The following is a 16,924-nucleotide window of genomic DNA, read 5'->3' on the forward strand; positions in this document are numbered from 1 at the left end:
CGCACCCCAGGGTCGCAATGACGAAAAGACGTACATCAGGAGAAGAGGCGGCGGTAAAACTCGAAAAGGTCGGAGAAACGCCCGGTCTAACGTCCTCGTCGCCGATCGGCGCCGAGCAACCGGCCGCATCCTGCTGACGGCTTCGTGGGCTCGACCCTTGCTTAATCCGGAGGTCGCACTTAAAGAGGGCGGAGCTTTTTTCCTGAAATTGTCCGGCGCACCTGAATGAACATCGTGATCGTGGAGTCGCCTGCCAAGGCGAAAACCATCAACAAATACCTCGGCCGCGATTACACGGTGCTGGCATCCTACGGCCACATCCGCGACCTGCCGGCCAAGGACGGCTCCGTCCTGCCCGACGACGATTTCGCCATGAGCTGGGAAGTCGACGGCAAATCCGGCAAGCGCATGGCCGACATCGCCGCCGCCTTGAAGACCGCCGACAGACTCATTCTGGCCACCGACCCCGACCGTGAGGGCGAGGCGATTTCCTGGCATGTGCTTGAGGTTCTCGGCGCCCGGCGCGGCGCCCTCAAGGGCAAGACCATCCAGCGCGTCGTTTTCAACGCCATCACCAAGCAGGCCGTGCTCGACGCCATGGCCAAGCCGCGCGACGTCGATCAGCCACTGGTCGAAGCCTATCTCGCCCGCCGTGCGCTCGACTATCTCGTCGGCTTCACGCTGTCGCCCGTTCTCTGGCGCAAGCTTCCCGGTGCCCGTTCGGCCGGCCGCGTGCAGTCGGTGGCGCTACGCCTCGTCTGCGACCGCGAGAACGAGATCGAGGTCTTCCAGCCTCAGGAATACTGGTCGGTCCTCGCCCGCCTCGCCAATCCGGCCGGCGACGAGTTCGACGCCCGCCTGTCCGAGTGGAAGGGCAAGAAAATCGGCCGCCTCGACGTCGCCGATGGCGTGACGGCCAACGAGATCCGCGCCTTTCTGAACAGCGCCACCTTCTCGGTGACCGACGCCGAACAGAAGCCGCAGAAACGCCACCCCTTCGCGCCCTTCACCACCTCAACGCTGCAGCAGGAGGCCTCGCGCAAGCTCGGTTTCTCGGCCCAGCGCACCATGCAGGTGGCCCAGCGCCTCTACGAGGGCGCAGACATCGGCGGCGAGACGGTCGGCCTCATCACCTACATGCGTACCGACGGCGTCCAGATCGCGCCGGAAGCGGTCAACGCCGCCCGGCACGTGATCGCCCAGGAATACGGCGAGCGCTACCTGCCGGAAAAGCCGCGCTTCTATTCCACCAAGGCCAAGAACGCCCAGGAAGCGCACGAGGCCATCCGTCCGACCGATCTTGCCCGCTTGCCCAACACGGTGACCCGCTACCTCCAAGCCGACGAAGCGCGCCTTTACGAACTCGTCTGGAAGCGCACCATCGCCAGCCAGATGCAGAGCGCCGACTTCGAGCGCACCACCGTCGACATCACCGCCAAGAGCGGCGGTGCCTCCACCGGTCTTCGGGCTACCGGCTCGGTCCTGAAGTTCGACGGTTTCCTGGCGCTCTACCAGGAAAGCCGCGACGACGAGGAAGACGAGGAGGGCTCCCGCCTGCCGCCGCTCTCCGTCGGTGACGCGCTGGCGCGCAAGTCCGTGTCGGCCAGCCAGCACTTCACCGAGCCGCCGCCGCGCTACACCGAGGCGACGCTGGTCAAGAAAATGGAAGAGCTCGGCATCGGCCGCCCTTCCACCTACGCTGCGACGCTCGCCACGCTACGCGACCGCGATTATGTGACGATCGACAAGAAACGGCTCGTGCCCTCCGACAAGGGCCGGATCGTCACGGCCTTCCTCGAAAGCTTCTTCACGCGCTACGTCGAGTATGACTTCACGGCCAGCCTCGAGGAAGATCTCGACCGCATCTCGGCCGGCGAGGCGGAATGGCGCGAAGTGCTGCGTCGCTTCTGGACGGACTTCAACACCCGCGTCGGCGAGGTGAAGGAACTCCGGGTCGCCGAGGTGATCGACGCCCTCAACGAAGACCTCGCCGCGCACATCTTCCCCGATCGCGGCGACGGTTCCGACCCGCGCTCCTGCCCGACCTGCGGTACCGGCCGACTGTCGCTGAAGCTTGGTCGCTTCGGCTCGTTCGTCGGCTGCTCGAACTATCCGGAATGCCGCTACACCCGCCAGCTCGGCGGCGACGGCGAGGCGGATGCCGCCCTCGGCGAGGGCGGCGTGAAGCTACTCGGTTCCGATCCCGAATCCGGCCTCGACGTCACGCTGCGCTCGGGCCGCTTCGGCCCCTATGTCCAGCTCGGCGAGGAGGGCAAGCCGAAACGCGCCTCGCTGCCGAAGGACTGGACCGTCGAGAACGTCGACCTTGAACGCGCCTGCCGCCTGCTGTCGCTGCCACGCCTCGTCGGCGACCATCCGGAAACCGGCAAGCCGATCGAGGCCAATATCGGCCGCTACGGCCCCTATGTCAGCCATGACGGGACCTACGCCAACCTCTCCTCGGTCGACGAGGTATTCGACGTCGGCCTCAATCGGGCCGTCGCCGTTCTCGCCGAGAAGAAGGAACGTGGCGGCCGGACGCGCGCCACTCCGGCCGCTCTCAAGAGCCTCGGCGAGCATCCGGCCTCCGGCGGCGAGATCACCGTGCGCGATGGGCGCTACGGGCCGTATGTCGCTTGGGGCAAGATCAACGCCACGCTGCCGCGCGGAAAGGATCCGCAGTCGGTCACGCTGGAAGAAGCGGTGGCCCTGATCGCCGACAAGGCCGGCAAGGCACCGAAAGCCAAGCCTGCAAAGACGTCGAAGTCGAGCGCGAAAGCCGCCCCCGGAAGCGATGACGAGGGCAAGAAGAAAGCTCCGTCGAAGGCCAAGGCAGCGGCGGGAACCGCCAAGAAGGCCGCCGCCAAGCCCAAGGCAACGAAAGCGAAATCCGCCTGAGACTCGTCAGGCGGAGTTGTTCGGAGTAACCATACGGCCGGCGATCATTTACAATTTTATCGTTTTGGTTGGCTAAATCCTTACATTCCCCCTATACTGTTGAACGATGACGGCTTCGCTTCGTTCAATGGTCTAGAAGAACGACAATGTATGGTGAGATCCTGCGGACGCTCCTCAACAGGCCCGTCCAATCCGAACGTGACGTCAGGATCTTTGCCCTCCGCTTCGCCGCGATCTGCTTCGTCATCGCCTTGACGGTCGATTCCGCCGCGCAACTGATCGCCTTCCATGGCTGGCTCAGTTTGCTGCGCGGCTGGGTAATCACCGTGGTCGTCGTGGCCCTGGCCGCCTATCCGATCGGGGTCTACATCGGGACGGCGCGCCTCGATCATCATCGCACCAAGGCAAAACTGAACGAGAAGAGCCTTGCCGACAGCCTCACCGGTCTCAGGAACCGCGCCTCTCTGCCCATCGACTACGATGCCGTGCTGGAGGGAAGCCATCTCCTGATCCTTCTGTCGCTCGACCGTTTCAAGGCGGTGAACGAACGCTACGGTCACGTGATTGGCGACCGCGTTCTGATCCGCGCCGCCCGTGTGATCGCCGAGGAACTCGGCAACCTCGGCAATATCTATCGCACCGATGGCACCGAGTTCATCGTACTCGCCACCCGCGGCACGCCTGCGGAAGCCAAATCCCAGGTCCTAGCGCTGCTGGCGCGGTTCGAGGCCAGCAACTTCGGCACGTTGGAAAAGCCGGTTTCTCTGACGGCCTCCGCCGGCATCGCCGAGGTACCTGCCACGACAACCTTCACGCAGGCTTTCGCCGCCGCCGACGCCGCGCTCGAAACCGCCAAGGCCACGGGTCGAAGCCGCGTCTGCGTGGCCTCGGAACCGGTATCGCCCGGCATCGTCGAGGGCGAGGAGGTTGTTTGGAGTTCCGATCTGCCATCCCCGCCAAAGCGCGGACGAGCCCGTCGCTCCTGACACCGTCCGACCGGATCGCGTGAGACCGCCGCCCGATTGCGAGGCTGGCCTTGCATCTCCATCTGTGGTCTATGTCGCTCCGTCCTCAAGCCGCAGGGAAGATCCGCTTGGCCCGCAAGCCCCGTCCGACCGACGAACCCGCCACACCGACCCGCGAGGCAATCCTCCGCTTCGTCTCCGAACATCCCGGCAAGGGAACGAAGCGCGACATTGCCCGCGCCTTCGAGGTGCATGGCGAAGGCCGCGTCGTTCTGAAGCGCATCCTGAAAGAGCTCGAGGGCGAAGGACTCATCGAGCGCCGACAGCGCCGCTTCGCGGAACCCGGCTCGCTGCCCGCCGTGCTGGCCTGCGATATCGTCAGTCGCGACCGCGACGGCGATCTTTATGCCGAGCCCGCCGAATGGGATGCCGACCGGGGACCGAGGCCCCGCTTCGTGGTCATCGCGGCGCGCCGCCGGCGCGACGAGCGCGGTCCGGCTGCCGGCCTCGGCGATCGGGTGCTCGCGCGGGTCGTCGACCTGCCGGAGGGCTACGAGGGCCAGGCAAAGGCCGGCCTTCGCGTCATGAAGGTACTGGAGAAGAAGCCGGAAGGCGTGCTCGGCATCCTGCGGGTGACCGACGGTGGCGCCCGCCTGCTGCCGATTTCCAAGAAGCAGCACGAGGAACTGGTCATCGACGCCGCCGATCTCGGCACGGCACAGGATGGCGACCTCGTTTCGGTCGACATCATCCGATCCGGCCGCTTCGGCCTCAGCCGCGCCCGGGTGCGCGAGACCGTCGGCAATCTCCGCTCGGAAAAAGCGGTGTCGACGATTGCCATCCACGCCAACGACATTCCTTACGTTTTCCCCGATGCCGTGATCCGCGAGGCGGAGGCGGCCAAGCCCGCCACCATGACGAACCGAGAGGACTGGCGCACCCTCCCCCTCGTCACCATCGACCCCCCGGACGCCAAGGATCATGACGACGCCGTCCACGCGGTCGCCGACGAGGATCCGGCGAATGTCGGCGGCCATGTCGTCACCGTCGCCATCGCGGATGTCGCCGCCTACGTCCGCACCGGCGCCAATCTCGACCGTGAGGCGTTGAAGCGCGGCAACTCCGTCTATTTCCCCGATCGCGTCATCCCGATGCTGCCGGAACGCATTTCCAACGACCTGTGCTCGCTGAAGGAGGGCGTCGACCGCCCCGCTCTCGCCGTGCGCATGGTGTTTGGCGCCGACGGCCGCAAGAAAAGCCACACCTTCCACCGCATCATGATGCGCTCGGCGGCCAAGCTGTCCTACATCGAGGCGCAAGCGGCGATCGACGGCTCGCCGAACGATCGTACCGGACCGATTCTCGACGGCGTATTGAGGCCCCTCTGGGCGGCCTACGAAAGCCTGTCCGCCGCCCGCGATGCGCGGGGGCCGCTCGAACTCGACCTGCCCGAGCGCAAGGTTCTGCTGAAGCCCGACGGTACAGTCGACCGCATCGTCACGCCGGAACGCCTCGCCGCTCACCGGCTGATCGAGGAGTTCATGATTCAGGCCAACGTGGCCGCCGCCGAAACGTTGGAAAAGCGCCGGACACCGCTGCTCTACCGCGTGCACGACCAGCCATCGCTCGCCAAGCTCGAATCCCTGCGCGAGTTCCTGGCGACGCTCGACATGAAGCTTGCCAAGCAGGGCAACATCGAGCCGGATCTGTTCAACCGCATCCTGGAGCGGGTGGATGGCACGCCACAAGCCTATCTCGTGCATGAGGTGGTGCTGCGCTCGCAGAGCCAGGCCGAGTACTCGCCGGTCAACATCGGCCACTTCGGCCTCAATCTCCGGAAGTACGCCCATTTCACCTCGCCGATCCGCCGCTACGCCGACCTCGTGGTTCATCGCGGGCTGATCACCGCGCTCGGCTTCGGCGACGATGGGCTGCCCGACGGCGCGGAAGACACGCTGCCGCGTATCGCCGAGGAGATCTCGGCTGCCGAACGGCGCGCGATGCAGGCCGAACGCGAGACGATCGATCGGCTGATCGCCGGCTGGCTCGCCGACCGGGTGGGCGCCGTGTTTCGGGGGCGGATTTCCGGCGTCACGAAGGCAGGACTGTTCATCCGCCTCGACGAGACGGGGGCCGACGGCTTCATTCCCATATCGACGCTCGGCGCCGACTATTTCGCCTTCGACGAAGCCCGGCATTCGCTGATCGGATCGCGGAGCGGCGAAACCTATCGCCTCGGCGACACGGTCGAGGTGCGCCTCATCGAAGCCGCGCCGTTTGCCGGCGCCCTGCGCTTCGAGATGATATCGGAGGGCAGCGCCGGACGGCCGCTCGGACGCGCCGCTGCCATGCGCGCCGCCAAGGCGCGCAAGGACCGCGAGCGCAAGGACCGTGTAAGCAAGGTGAGGCGCGGCCGATAGAGGCCCGCGACACTCTCTCCATCCGTACCGACCGACGGAGGGCGCCTTCACCACAACTGAGTGGGTTATGAGCCGATGATTACCAGTCACCGGCTCATCGATTTTACACGCCGAGTCGCGGCCCCTCGATGGCCGGACAGCGGTCCATGACGACCTTGACGCCCTTCGCTTCGGCCCGCTCGAAACCCGCCTCGTTGATGACGCCCAGTTGCAGCCAGATGGTCTTTGGCGGCACCGGCAGGGCCAAAGCCTCGTCGATGGTGTCGCCGGCCGCTTCGGAGTTGCGGAACACGTCCACCATGTCGATCTCGGCCGGCACGTCGGCGAGGCTGGCGTAAACCGTCCGCCCCTGCAGCTCCTGCCCGGCAAGGCCAGGATTGATTGGGTACACCTCATAGCCGCGCCCGATCAGGAACCCCATGACGCCGTAGACGGGGCGCGACGGATTCTGGCTGGCGCCGACCACGGCGATGGTCCGCGTCTCCTCGAGGATGCGGGTGATATCGTCGTCGGTCTTCCCGTCCATGGCCATCGGTGACACTCCTTCTTGTTCGTTCAAAGCGTCACTATGCCACGATCGTCGACCTTCACGAAGGGATTGTGGGCCACCTCCCAGAGATGACCGTCGGGATCGGCGAAATAGCCCGAATAACCGCCCCAGAAGACTTTCTGCGGCTTTTTCTTCAGCGTCGCCCCCGACGCAAGTGCATGGGCCATAGCGGCGTCCACCGCCGCTTCGGACGGATAGTTGTGGGCGAGCGTCATGCCGTCGAAGCCCTGGCCGTCATTTTCCACTTCGGCGTCCTCGGCAAGCAGCGCCCTCGGGTAAAGCGAGAACACGAGCCCACCGAGCTGGAAGAAGACGATGTGCTCGCCAGAGCCCGGTCCGACCTCGAAACCGAGCGCCTCGTAAAAAGCGCGCGAACGGCCAAGATCGGCAACGCCGAGGGCAATGATCGATACGGTTGAAAAGTGCGTCTCCGCGGTCATGACCTTCTCCTTGTCTGCCACACTAGGCTAAGCTTACACGCCCCAATCCCCGTCAGCAGTCTTTGGATGGATGTGAGGCGAAGTGAACGGCAAACGCGGGAAAACAAGCCGTTGGCGCTTGACTCGGCGCGGCCGACGTGGTGTCAGGCCGTCAAGCGAGCCGTCGGCGACAACCGGCCGGACGCAAGAACGAGGTGGAAAGCCATGTTCGACTTGACTGGAATGACGGCACTGGTCACCGGTGCCTCCGGCGGCATCGGCGGCGCGATCGCCACTGCGCTGCATGCCCAAGGTGCGAAAGTGGCGCTCTCGGGCACCCGCCTCGCCCCCCTTGAAGAGCTGGCTGGCCGGCTGGGCGAGCGCACCCACATCGTCACCGCCAACCTGTCCGACCGGGCGGATGTCGACCGTCTGTTCGCCGACGCCGAGGCTGCCCTCGGTCAGGTCGACATTCTGATCAACAATGCCGGCATCACCCGCGACGGGTTGTTCATGCGCATGAAGGACGAGGACTGGGACCAGGTGATCGAGGTCAATCTCACCTCGGGCTTCCGTCTCTCCCGGGCGGCGATCAAGGGCATGATGAAGCGCCGCTTCGGCCGCATCATCGGCATCACCTCCATCGTCGGCGTCACCGGCAACCCCGGCCAGGGCAACTATGCCGCCGCCAAGGCTGGCATGATCGGCATGACCAAGGCGCTCGCCGCCGAGGTGGCGACGCGTGGCATCACGGCCAACTGCGTGGCGCCCGGCTTCATCGAGACGGCGATGACCGACGCTCTCAACGACAAGCAGAAGGAAGGCACGCTGGCCGCGGTGCCGATGGGCCGGCTTGGCACGTCCGACGAGATCGCCGCCGCCTGCGTCTATCTTGCGAGCCGCGAGGCGGCTTACGTCACCGGCCAGACGCTGCACGTCAACGGCGGCATGGCGATGATCTGATCTGACTGGCAGGCCGGCCAAGCCCGGCCTGCCGTTTTAGGGTTTCGCGAATGGTAAGCAAACCGTTCGCGATCATCGGCGGTTTCGCCGGACATATTCGGTTCGAATTGAAATGATGCGAGCCAGCGGAGTATGTCCAAACGATTGACTCCGGTGCATTTCCTTCCCGATCGGACGATTTCATCCGAACGGGAAATGCTCCGGGGGCCGCTAGTCATCAGGGGCGAAGTGTGTTACCAAGCCCGCGATCTGATCGGGAACTGTCCGAGGACCCGCCCGAAGGTCGTGAGCACGAGCATAGGCTGAGATCGCCACGATTTCCGAGGGGTTCGGACTTGTTCGGCCCCGGGGGCGGGCGATCGGACCAACCGGGGGAGTGCCGTCAGGCACTGGCATGCTCGACACCTTCGGTAGCCGGTCTCCGTCGCCAGGGCTTCGCTGATGCGAGGCAGGCGGCGAGCGGCCGACGTCCCGTTCGGCAATGGATTTGGACTAACAAGGATCCGTGAACATGAGCGAAGTCGCTGAAAAGGTGAAGAACATCGTCATCGACCATCTCGGCGTTGACGCCGACAAGGTGGTTCTCGAAGCCTCCTTCATCGAAGACCTGGGTGCCGACTCCCTCGACACCGTCGAGCTGGTCATGGCCTTCGAAGAAGCCTTTGGCGTCGAGATTCCCGACGATGCCGCCGAGACGATCCTGACGGTCGGCGACGCCGTCAAGTTCCTCGAGAAGGCGACGGCCTGATTTCCGGACGCGTTCGGCTGGGAAGCAGTTCCTCCTTGAGGAACTGCTTTCTTTGCTTGGCAGCGCGTGTGCGGGACCGGTGTCGGTCGCAAGGCCGACAGTCTTCTCGGCCGGCCCCGGCCAGTTGAACGGTCCCCCGCTCCGTCAATTTGCGTCCCGCTCGCACGTGTCCTCCCCATGTCGGCGACGGACCCGGCGGAGACGACCAACAGGGAGGCTCTCGTCCGATGAGACGAGTCGTCATCACCGGTCTCGGCATGGTCACGCCGCTCGGCTGCGGTGTCGAGCACAACTGGACTGCCATCAAGGCAGGCAAAAGCGGCATCCGCCGCATCGATACCTTCCCCGTCGATGATATCGCCTGCCAGATCGCCGGCCTCATTCCGCGCGGCGACGGCACCAACGGTACGTTCAATCCCGACCTCGCCATGGATCCGAAGGACCAGCGCAAGGTCGACGATTTCATCATCTTCGCACTGGAAGCCGCCCGTCAGGCGGTCGAGGACAGTGGCTGGAAGCCGACAGAGTATGACGACCAGGCGCGTTCCGGCGTTCTGGTCGGTTCGGGCATCGGCGGCATCAACGGCATCGTCGAGGCGGGCTACACGCTGCGCGACAAAGGCCCGCGCCGCGTTTCTCCGTTCTTCATTCCCGGCCGTCTGATCAATCTCACCGCCGGCTACATCTCCATCGCCCACGGCTACAAGGGCCCGAACTCGTCGGTGGTCACTGCGTGTTCGACCGGTTCGCACGCCATCGGCGACGCGGCGCGACTGATCGCCAACGACGAGGCGGACGTGATGATCGCCGGCGGCTCGGAAAGCCCGGTCTGCCGCATCTCGCTGGCCGGCTTCGCTTCGATGAAGGCGCTCTGCTTCACCTTCAACGACAGGCCGGAACAGGGCTCGCGCCCCTATGACCGCGACCGCGACGGCTTCGTCATGGGCGAAGGCGCCGGTGTGGTCGTCGTCGAGGAGCTGGAGCACGCCAAGAAGCGCGGCGCCACCATCTATGGCGAAATCGTCGGTTACGGCATGTCGGGCGACGCCTATCACATCACCGCCCCCTCCGAGGACGGCGATGGTGCCTTCCGCTGCATGAAGGCCGCCCTGCGCCACGCCAAGATCTCGCCGGACGAGATCGGCTACGTCAACGCCCATGGTACCTCGACCATGGCCGACGGCATCGAAGTCGGTGCGGTCGAGCGCGTGTTCGGCGATGCCGCCAAGAACCTTGCCATGTCGTCGACCAAGTCGATGACCGGCCACCTCCTCGGCGCCGCCGGTGCCATCGAGGCGATCTACTCCACGCTCGCCGTGCGCGACGGCATTCTGCCGCCGACCATCAACCTCGACAATCCCAACGTCGAGACGCCGATCGACCTCGTGCCGCACAAGGCCAAGGAGAAGAAGCTGCGCTACGCGCTCTCCAACTCCTTCGGCTTCGGCGGGACCAATGCGTCGCTGATCGTCAAGGCCTTCGAGGGCTGAGACGAAGTCCACGTTGCCCGAGCTGCTGGCCGGAGGCCCGCAAGCGTTCGAGGCAGCCGAGAAATTAGGCCCGCGGGATTGACTGGTCCGGCGGGCCTTTTGATTCGTTTGGTGAAATCTGTGGCAATCGCCAAAGCGGCGCTTGCCAAGGCAGGAGGTGGCGTGTTGCTTGGAGGCTCGCCCGAACGGGCCGGGAAGACGCACTCGCCTTTGGCATAAGCGCCTCGACGGCCGCCGTTCCGTGCTGCTGCCACAATCATGGGCGGAAGTGACGGATCGCGCCCCATGAAGAGACTTTGGCCCATGGACGACAGGCAGGACGCAACCGACACCACGCAGGGGATGAAAACGCGGCTGAGCCCCAAGAGCCCACGCGAGGCGTTGGCACCCGAGCAGGCGCCGCCCTTGCCGCGTTCGCGCCGGGCCCGCAACCCGATCGTCGTCGTCATGAACGCCCTCGTGACGCTGCTGCTGCTCGGCATCATCGCCGCCGGCGCGCTTCTCTATTGGGGCAAGTCCGAGTTCGAAAGGCCCGGTCCGCTCGCCGAGGAGAAGGTCGTCATCATCCCGGCCGACTCGGGTGTCGCCCGCATTGCCGATATCCTGGAAACGGAAGGGGTCATCGAAAGCCCCTACGACATGTTCGGCCACTACATCTTCATCGGCGGCGTGCGGGCCTATCAGCAGCAGGGTCGCCTCAAGGCCGGCGAGTATGCCTTCCCGGCCGGCATCAGCATGCGCGGCGCGATGAACATGCTGGTGTCGGGCAAGGCCATCCTGCATCAGATCACATTCCCCGAGGGCCTTACCTCGCAGCAGATCGTCAACCGGCTCAAGCAGAACGAGTTTCTCACCGGTGACGTGACCGCCGTCCCGGACGAAGGCACGCTGCTGCCGGAGACCTACAGCTTCACGCGCGGTGCGTCCCGCAGCCAGATTCTCGAACAGATGCGGACAGCCCACGCCAAGGCGCTCGAAGAGATCTGGGCCGGCCGCACCCGCGACTTGCCATTCTCAGAGCCCAAACAGCTCGTCACGTTGGCTTCCATCGTCGAGAAGGAAACGGGCAAGGCCGATGAGCGCCCCCACGTCGCCTCGGTCTTCCTCAACCGACTCGGCCGCAACATGCGCCTGCAATCCGATCCGACGATCATCTATGGCCTGGTCGGTGGCGCCGGCACGCTCGGCCGTCCGATCAGCCGCGCCGACATCGACAAGCCGACCCCCTACAACACCTATCACGTCAACGGCCTGCCGCCCGGACCGATCGCCAACCCGGGCCGCGCCGCTCTTGAGGCGGTCGCCAATCCGTCCAACACCAAGGATCTCTATTTCGTTGCCGACGGCACCGGCGGACACATCTTCGCCGCCAGTCTTGCCGAGCACAACCGCAACGTCGTCAAGTGGCGCAAGCTTGAGCGGGCGAAGGCCGCCGCGGGCAAGGCGGACGTGGACACCAAGGACCCGGACGCCATCGACCTTCCGCCAGACGCCGACGGCGATGCCCCCGACGCCAAAGCCGCCGCCGACCCCAACGACCTGCTGGATGGCGCCAAGCCGCGCGATCCGTCCCAGCCGGTGTTGCCGCAGCCCAAGCCGGAGTGAGGCGCGGCAGCCAAGCTCTGGCTCCCTCGCGTCAGCTATAGAGATCGGTTCGGACGGCCTGATCGTAGTGCGCGTCGATCGCCTCTGCGACCCCGGCGTCCTGTTGGGTCATGGCGGCCAGAATTTGCCCTGGGGTCGAAAGGCTCCTGCGATCGATCAAGGATCGCCGGAGCCCAGCGTCGCGCCCGATTGACTGCCTTTCCGCAGTGATGCAACACCTCGCCCACCGTCACGACGATGGCCGTCTTGGCAACCTTGGCACCCTCCGCCAAACTCTCGCAAATCTCCGGATCCGTGGTGACGCGGCCATGTCCGCTGATCCGCAAGACATCGAGGCCGGGAACAGGAACAGCATGCCGAGCCGGTCGTCCTGCGTGCGAGCCCTCGAAACGCTGGCCGAAGGGCAAGCCGTGACCGTCGTGGCGCTCGATCTCGGCTACGACAGCGTCAGCGCCTTCATCGCCCTGTTCAAGCGCACGCTGGGCGTCACGCCATCGGCCTACTTTCAGCGCACCTGACCCAACGCGGAGCCCGACCCTCAGCGCGCGCCAAGGCCGGCCCGCATCAGAATCCGCCGAAAAGGTCCTACCTCCCGCGCCAGCAGCAATCCGGTGGCGCGGGCGAGCTGCATGGGCAGGAAGCCGCTCAGCAGCGAGCGGTTCAGAAGGTCGACGCCGGTCACCCGACCGGAAACGTCGAGACGGCGCGCCTTGCCGTATTCGCGGGCCGCTGCCGCGCCATCGAGGCCCTTGACGGACGACAGGCGCATCGTATCCCGGACGATATTCGCCACGCTTTCGATGTCGCGCAGCGTCAGATTGAAGCCTTGGGCGCCGATCGGCGGGAAGCCATGCGCCGCTTCTCCCACCAGAACGACGCGGCCGGACGCCAGCCGTCGCGCCTGGAAGCCGGAGATCGGCCAGCGTTGACGGGGGCTTGCCACCGAGACCACACCCAGGGCGGAACCGGATCTGCGTTCGATGTCCAAGGCAAGCGCGGCATCGTCGAGGCCGGCGGCATGCGCGATCACTTCGGGCCGATCCATCCAGACAAGCGAAGAACGCCCCGGCCCGTGCGGAACCAGGGTGAACGGGCCGGCCTCCGTATGGAACTCGACCGAGGTGTCATGGTGCGGCTGGCTGTGCGAGAGCGCCAACACCAGCGCCTCCTGAGGGTAGCTCCAGGACTTCACGTCGATGCCGGCGGCCTTGCGCAGAGCGGAGTTGCGGCCATCGGCGGCAACGACCAACGAGGCAGCGACGGTCTCGCCCGACGAAAGCCCCAGGAGAGCGACCTCCCCTCCCTGATCAAGCGTCTGGAACAGCGCCTCGAACCGAACGATGCGATCGGCCCGCGCTGCCACTGCGTCCGACAGAGCCGCGACCAATGGGCCGTTGGCAACATTGTAACCAAATAGGTCTCGACCGATCTCCCGAGCCTCGAACGTCACGTCGGGTGCCCGGAACAGGCGAGCCGAAGCATCGACGAGACGCATTCGCCTGAGCGGAGCGGCAACCGCGCCGAGGTCACGCCAGACACCATGCCGTTCGAGAAACTCGACAGAGCCGCCCAACAGCGCCGTGGTGCGCCAGTCGTCGACGCCCGGGCGCGGCGCGATCAGCGCCACGCGCGCGCCGGCATCGGCAACCGCCGCGGCGGCGGCGAGCCCTGCCGGCCCTCCCCCCACCACGGCCACGTCGAATTGCTGCGGTGCCTCGCTCATGCCTTGCTCCAAAAAACCGGAGCCCTATGTGGCCACACCGAGCACGTTTGACAAGGCCACTCCGCCGAGCGCGCCGCGCCCTTCGAACAAGGCGGCGTGACGGCGGAACAATGCGGTCATGCGATCGACCACCGCGCGGATCTCGGGCCGGTGCCGGTCCTCGTTGTTCATGACCAGCCAGCTCTTGTGTCGAAGCTCTTCGATCTCTCCGCCGACCCGGCGAAGATCCGGATCAGCGTCGCCGACAAAGCAAGGCAACACCCCCACGCCAGCACCGGACAGGATCGAATTGCGAAGCCCCTCGGCTCGGCTGACCGTGGCGATCAGGTTGTTCGGCCACTTCTCATGCGGATAGCGCAAATAGCAGGAGACGGCCGCTTCCTCCGACACCGCGATCCAGCGATCGGCGCCGTCCTCCGGCATGTCGAGCGCAGCGTAAACGGCATAGGCAACCTCCGGCAGGCGCACGGCGGCAAGGTTGCTCTCCTCCGGCTCGAAGGCGCGAATGCCGATATCGGCGCTGCGGTGAGCGAGCGACGCCCTCTCCTCGCCGATGCCGAGGTCGATGCCGTGCCGGTCGCCCGGCTGGACGAGCACACCGAGATTGCGGGCCAGAAAGCGGGCGCACCAGCTACCGGCGCAGATGCGCACGCGCACGGCGCCGCACAGGCCGGCGTTCCAGATTTCCACTTCGCGGCCCGCCGCTTCCATGCCGACGAGATGATCGAGCAGCGCCTGCCCCCCGCCCGTCAGCGAATAGCCGGCCTGACTGCGGAGGAACAGCCCGCACTCCATTTGCCGCTCCAACTCCAGCATGCGCCGGCCGATGGTGGCACTGGAAAGGCCTATGCGCTCCGCCGCTGCGCTGAGGCTGCCGCTGCGGGCGACGGCAAGGAAGATTTGGTAGGAGTCCCAGGGGATGTGTTTCATTTCTGCATGCCAAGTTGCAATCTTGAAGGATTGAACCGATTCATCGGTCGCCGTATCTAGATGGTGAAACAAGGGAGAAATGCCATGACCCCTGACCAATACGTCCATCTTTTCATGCAGCCCAAGCCGAAGAGAAGGTCATTTCCAGACCAAAGTCAATATGACTACGAACTGGACCTGATCGACCCCTGCCAGAGAACCAGCATCGTCAAGCGGACGGTTCGCTATATTATCGGACTAATGCACTAGAGCCGCCAACTTGCCGTGAAAACTCTAAAAATGCGCCGCGTTGGCCAAACACGGCGATAGAAACTGCAAAAGGCGTCGACCCCGGTCGGCGCCTTTCCCGATTTGCCACGAAGCTCCTCCGGGCGGGCGGGAACTTGAGCTTCCTATGCCCTGGGACCGCATGAACTGGACTCGGACTTGCCATGACGCCACCATTCGCGCCGTCGTGTCCAGCCCGCCCCGGCGTCGATTTCTCGCGCGGGGTATGCGAAGGTATTCAGGCATCTCCGCGCCCGCCCAACAACCGCCCGCCCAGCGCCAAGTTCCGCGCGACGTCCTGGTCTTCGATGAAAAGCTTGATCTGGTCGCACGCGCCCTGCCCGGCGCGCACAACTGGGTTAAGCGGGCCTCTGGATACTCTCCAGCCGGACACATCGCCACGTCCCTGCCGCTGATCGACGCGAAAGGGCTCTCGCAGATGGAGATGGACATCCCCGTCTGCCCCGTTCATCCACTCAGGCCAGCCCGCGGTTACCGCGAGTTGCGGATGACCTGAACGTCGAGATCGCGGATCTTCTTGCGCAGCGTGTTGCGATTGACGCCGAGGAGTTCGGCCGCCTTGATCTGGTTGCCGCGCGTCGCCGCCAGCGCCGCACCGATCAGCGGATATTCCACTTCCTTGAGAATGCGGTGATAAAGCCCCGGCGGCGGCAAGTTGTCGCCGAACTCGGCGAAATACTTGGCCAGGAAGCGCTCCACCGATTCCGACAGATCCTCGTCGGCCGGCGTCTCCTCTTCCACCAATGTCACCGTCGGCGTCGCCAGCTCCGCCTCGATCAGGTTGGCCGTGATGGTGTCCTGCGGATAGAGCGCGGCAAGACGGCGTACGAGGTTTTCCAGCTCGCGAATGTTGCCCGGCCAGCGGTAGCGCTTGAGCCGCTCCACCGCCGCCGGCTCGATCTGCTTGGACGGCAGACCTTCCTTCTCGGCGACGGTAAAGAAGTGGCGCACCAGATCGGGAATGTCTTCGATGCGCTCGCGAAGCGGCGGCAGGCGGATCGGCACCACGTTGAGGCGGAAGAACAAATCCTCGCGGAACAGGCCCTGGTTGATCAGGATCCTGAGGTCCTTGTTGGTGGCCGCGACGATGCGCACGTCGGTCTTGATCGGTGTACGGCCGCCAACCGTGGTGTATTCGCCCTGCTGCAGCACGCGCAGAAGGCGCGTCTGGGCGTCCATCGGCATGTCGCCGATCTCGTCGAGGAACAGGGTGCCGCCCTCGGCCTGCTCGAACCGCCCTGCCGAGCGAGCCTGCGCGCCGGTGAAGGCGCCCTTCTCATGGCCGAACAGCTCGCTTTCGATCAGGTCGCGCGGGATGGCCGCCATGTTGATGGGCACGAACGGTCCGGTGCGGCGCTTGCCGTAATCGTGCAGCGCCCGCGCCACCAGTTCCTTGCCGGTGCCGCTCTCGCCGGTGATCATCACGGTCAGGTCCGTCTGCATCAGACGGGCGAGAACGCGGTAGATCTCCTGCATGGCCGGCGAGCGGCCGACCAGCGGCATGTTTTCCGAACCATCTTCGCCAACCTCGAGCCGCTGCTTGCCCTTGGGCTCGGCGAGTGCCCGGCCGACGATGGAGATCAGTTCCTTGAGGTCGAACGGCTTGGGCAGATACTCGTAGGCGCCCTTCTCGGAGGCGCGGATCGCCGTCATGAAGGTGTTTTGCGCGCTCATCACGATCACGGGTAGATCGGGGCGTGCCTTCTTGATGCGCGGCAGCAGGTCGAAGGCGTTCTCGTCGGGCATGACCACGTCGGTGATGACGAGATCGCCATCGCCCTGGCTCACCCAGCGCCACAGCGTCGCCGCGTTGGAGGTGAGACGCACTTCATAGCCCGCTCGCGACAGAGCCTGATTCAGCACCGTGCGGATTGCGGAGTCATCGTCGGCGACGAGTATGCTGCCGGTAGGCATCTGAGAAGACC

General features: G+C 65.3%; 13 protein-coding genes. 8 read left to right on the plus strand and 5 right to left on the minus strand.

The window, feature by feature from the left end:
* Positions 1 to 225: 225 nt before the first annotated feature.
* The 3 genes from topA to rnr all read left to right on the plus strand — a co-directional run bounded on the left by topA (position 226) and on the right by rnr (position 6,283).
* On the plus strand, positions 226 to 2,898 hold the full coding sequence (topA, locus tag QQZ18_RS03475) for a type I DNA topoisomerase (RefSeq protein ID WP_284537912.1): 2,673 nt from the start codon (positions 226 to 228) through the stop codon (positions 2,896 to 2,898).
* 146 nt (positions 2,899 to 3,044) lie between these two features.
* The gene (locus tag QQZ18_RS03480; RefSeq protein ID WP_284537914.1) at positions 3,045 to 3,884 is read left to right on the plus strand and encodes a GGDEF domain-containing protein; all 840 of its coding nucleotides are present in this window, start codon (positions 3,045 to 3,047) and stop codon (positions 3,882 to 3,884) included.
* Between the two features lie 71 nt (positions 3,885 to 3,955).
* Complete coding sequence (rnr, locus tag QQZ18_RS03485; protein WP_446728606.1) at positions 3,956 to 6,283, plus strand: ribonuclease R; 2,328 nt, start codon at positions 3,956 to 3,958, stop codon at positions 6,281 to 6,283.
* A gap of 103 nt (positions 6,284 to 6,386) precedes the next feature.
* Here rnr and QQZ18_RS03490 read toward each other — a convergent pair whose 3' ends face one another.
* Positions 6,387 to 6,815, minus strand: a complete 429-nt coding sequence (locus tag QQZ18_RS03490) for a CoA-binding protein (RefSeq protein WP_284537918.1) — start codon at positions 6,813 to 6,815, stop codon at positions 6,387 to 6,389.
* 23 nt (positions 6,816 to 6,838) lie between these two features.
* Positions 6,839 to 7,273: a VOC family protein gene (locus QQZ18_RS03495; protein ID WP_284537920.1), complete on the minus strand. Its 435-nt coding sequence runs from the start codon at positions 7,271 to 7,273 to the stop codon at positions 6,839 to 6,841.
* A 204-nt stretch (positions 7,274 to 7,477) separates the two neighbouring features.
* Between QQZ18_RS03495 and fabG the strand changes: the two genes are divergently transcribed.
* From fabG to QQZ18_RS03520, 5 genes are all read left to right on the plus strand, one after another.
* Positions 7,478 to 8,215 carry a 3-oxoacyl-[acyl-carrier-protein] reductase gene (gene fabG / locus QQZ18_RS03500; RefSeq protein ID WP_284537922.1) on the plus strand — a complete coding sequence of 246 codons (738 nt, stop codon included), beginning with the start codon at positions 7,478 to 7,480 and terminating at the stop codon, positions 8,213 to 8,215.
* 511 nt (positions 8,216 to 8,726) lie between these two features.
* Entirely contained in the window at positions 8,727 to 8,963 is a 237-nt protein-coding gene (locus QQZ18_RS03505; protein ID WP_026792810.1) for an acyl carrier protein, read from the plus strand.
* Between the two features lie 227 nt (positions 8,964 to 9,190).
* The gene (gene fabF / locus QQZ18_RS03510; protein WP_284537927.1) at positions 9,191 to 10,453 is read left to right on the plus strand and encodes a beta-ketoacyl-ACP synthase II; all 1,263 of its coding nucleotides are present in this window, start codon (positions 9,191 to 9,193) and stop codon (positions 10,451 to 10,453) included.
* A 285-nt stretch (positions 10,454 to 10,738) separates the two neighbouring features.
* Positions 10,739 to 12,058: an endolytic transglycosylase MltG gene (gene mltG, locus QQZ18_RS03515; protein ID WP_284537929.1), complete on the plus strand. Its 1,320-nt coding sequence runs from the start codon at positions 10,739 to 10,741 to the stop codon at positions 12,056 to 12,058.
* A 308-nt stretch (positions 12,059 to 12,366) separates the two neighbouring features.
* Positions 12,367 to 12,576, plus strand: coding sequence for a helix-turn-helix domain-containing protein (locus QQZ18_RS03520; RefSeq protein WP_284537931.1), 210 nt, complete (start codon positions 12,367 to 12,369; stop codon positions 12,574 to 12,576).
* A 20-nt stretch (positions 12,577 to 12,596) separates the two neighbouring features.
* Here QQZ18_RS03520 and QQZ18_RS03525 read toward each other — a convergent pair whose 3' ends face one another.
* The 3 genes from QQZ18_RS03525 to ntrC form a co-directional block, all read right to left on the minus strand.
* Entirely contained in the window at positions 12,597 to 13,781 is a 1,185-nt protein-coding gene (locus QQZ18_RS03525; protein ID WP_284537933.1) for a UbiH/UbiF family hydroxylase, read from the minus strand.
* A gap of 24 nt (positions 13,782 to 13,805) precedes the next feature.
* Positions 13,806 to 14,711, minus strand: coding sequence for a LysR family transcriptional regulator (locus tag QQZ18_RS03530; RefSeq protein ID WP_284537935.1), 906 nt, complete (start codon positions 14,709 to 14,711; stop codon positions 13,806 to 13,808).
* A gap of 759 nt (positions 14,712 to 15,470) precedes the next feature.
* Complete coding sequence (gene ntrC, locus QQZ18_RS03535; protein WP_284537937.1) at positions 15,471 to 16,913, minus strand: nitrogen regulation protein NR(I); 1,443 nt, start codon at positions 16,911 to 16,913, stop codon at positions 15,471 to 15,473.
* Positions 16,914 to 16,924 lie beyond the last annotated feature (11 nt).

It is taken from the genome of Pleomorphomonas sp. T1.2MG-36 (assembly GCF_950100655.1).
Lineage (GTDB): Bacteria > Pseudomonadota > Alphaproteobacteria > Rhizobiales > Pleomorphomonadaceae > Pleomorphomonas.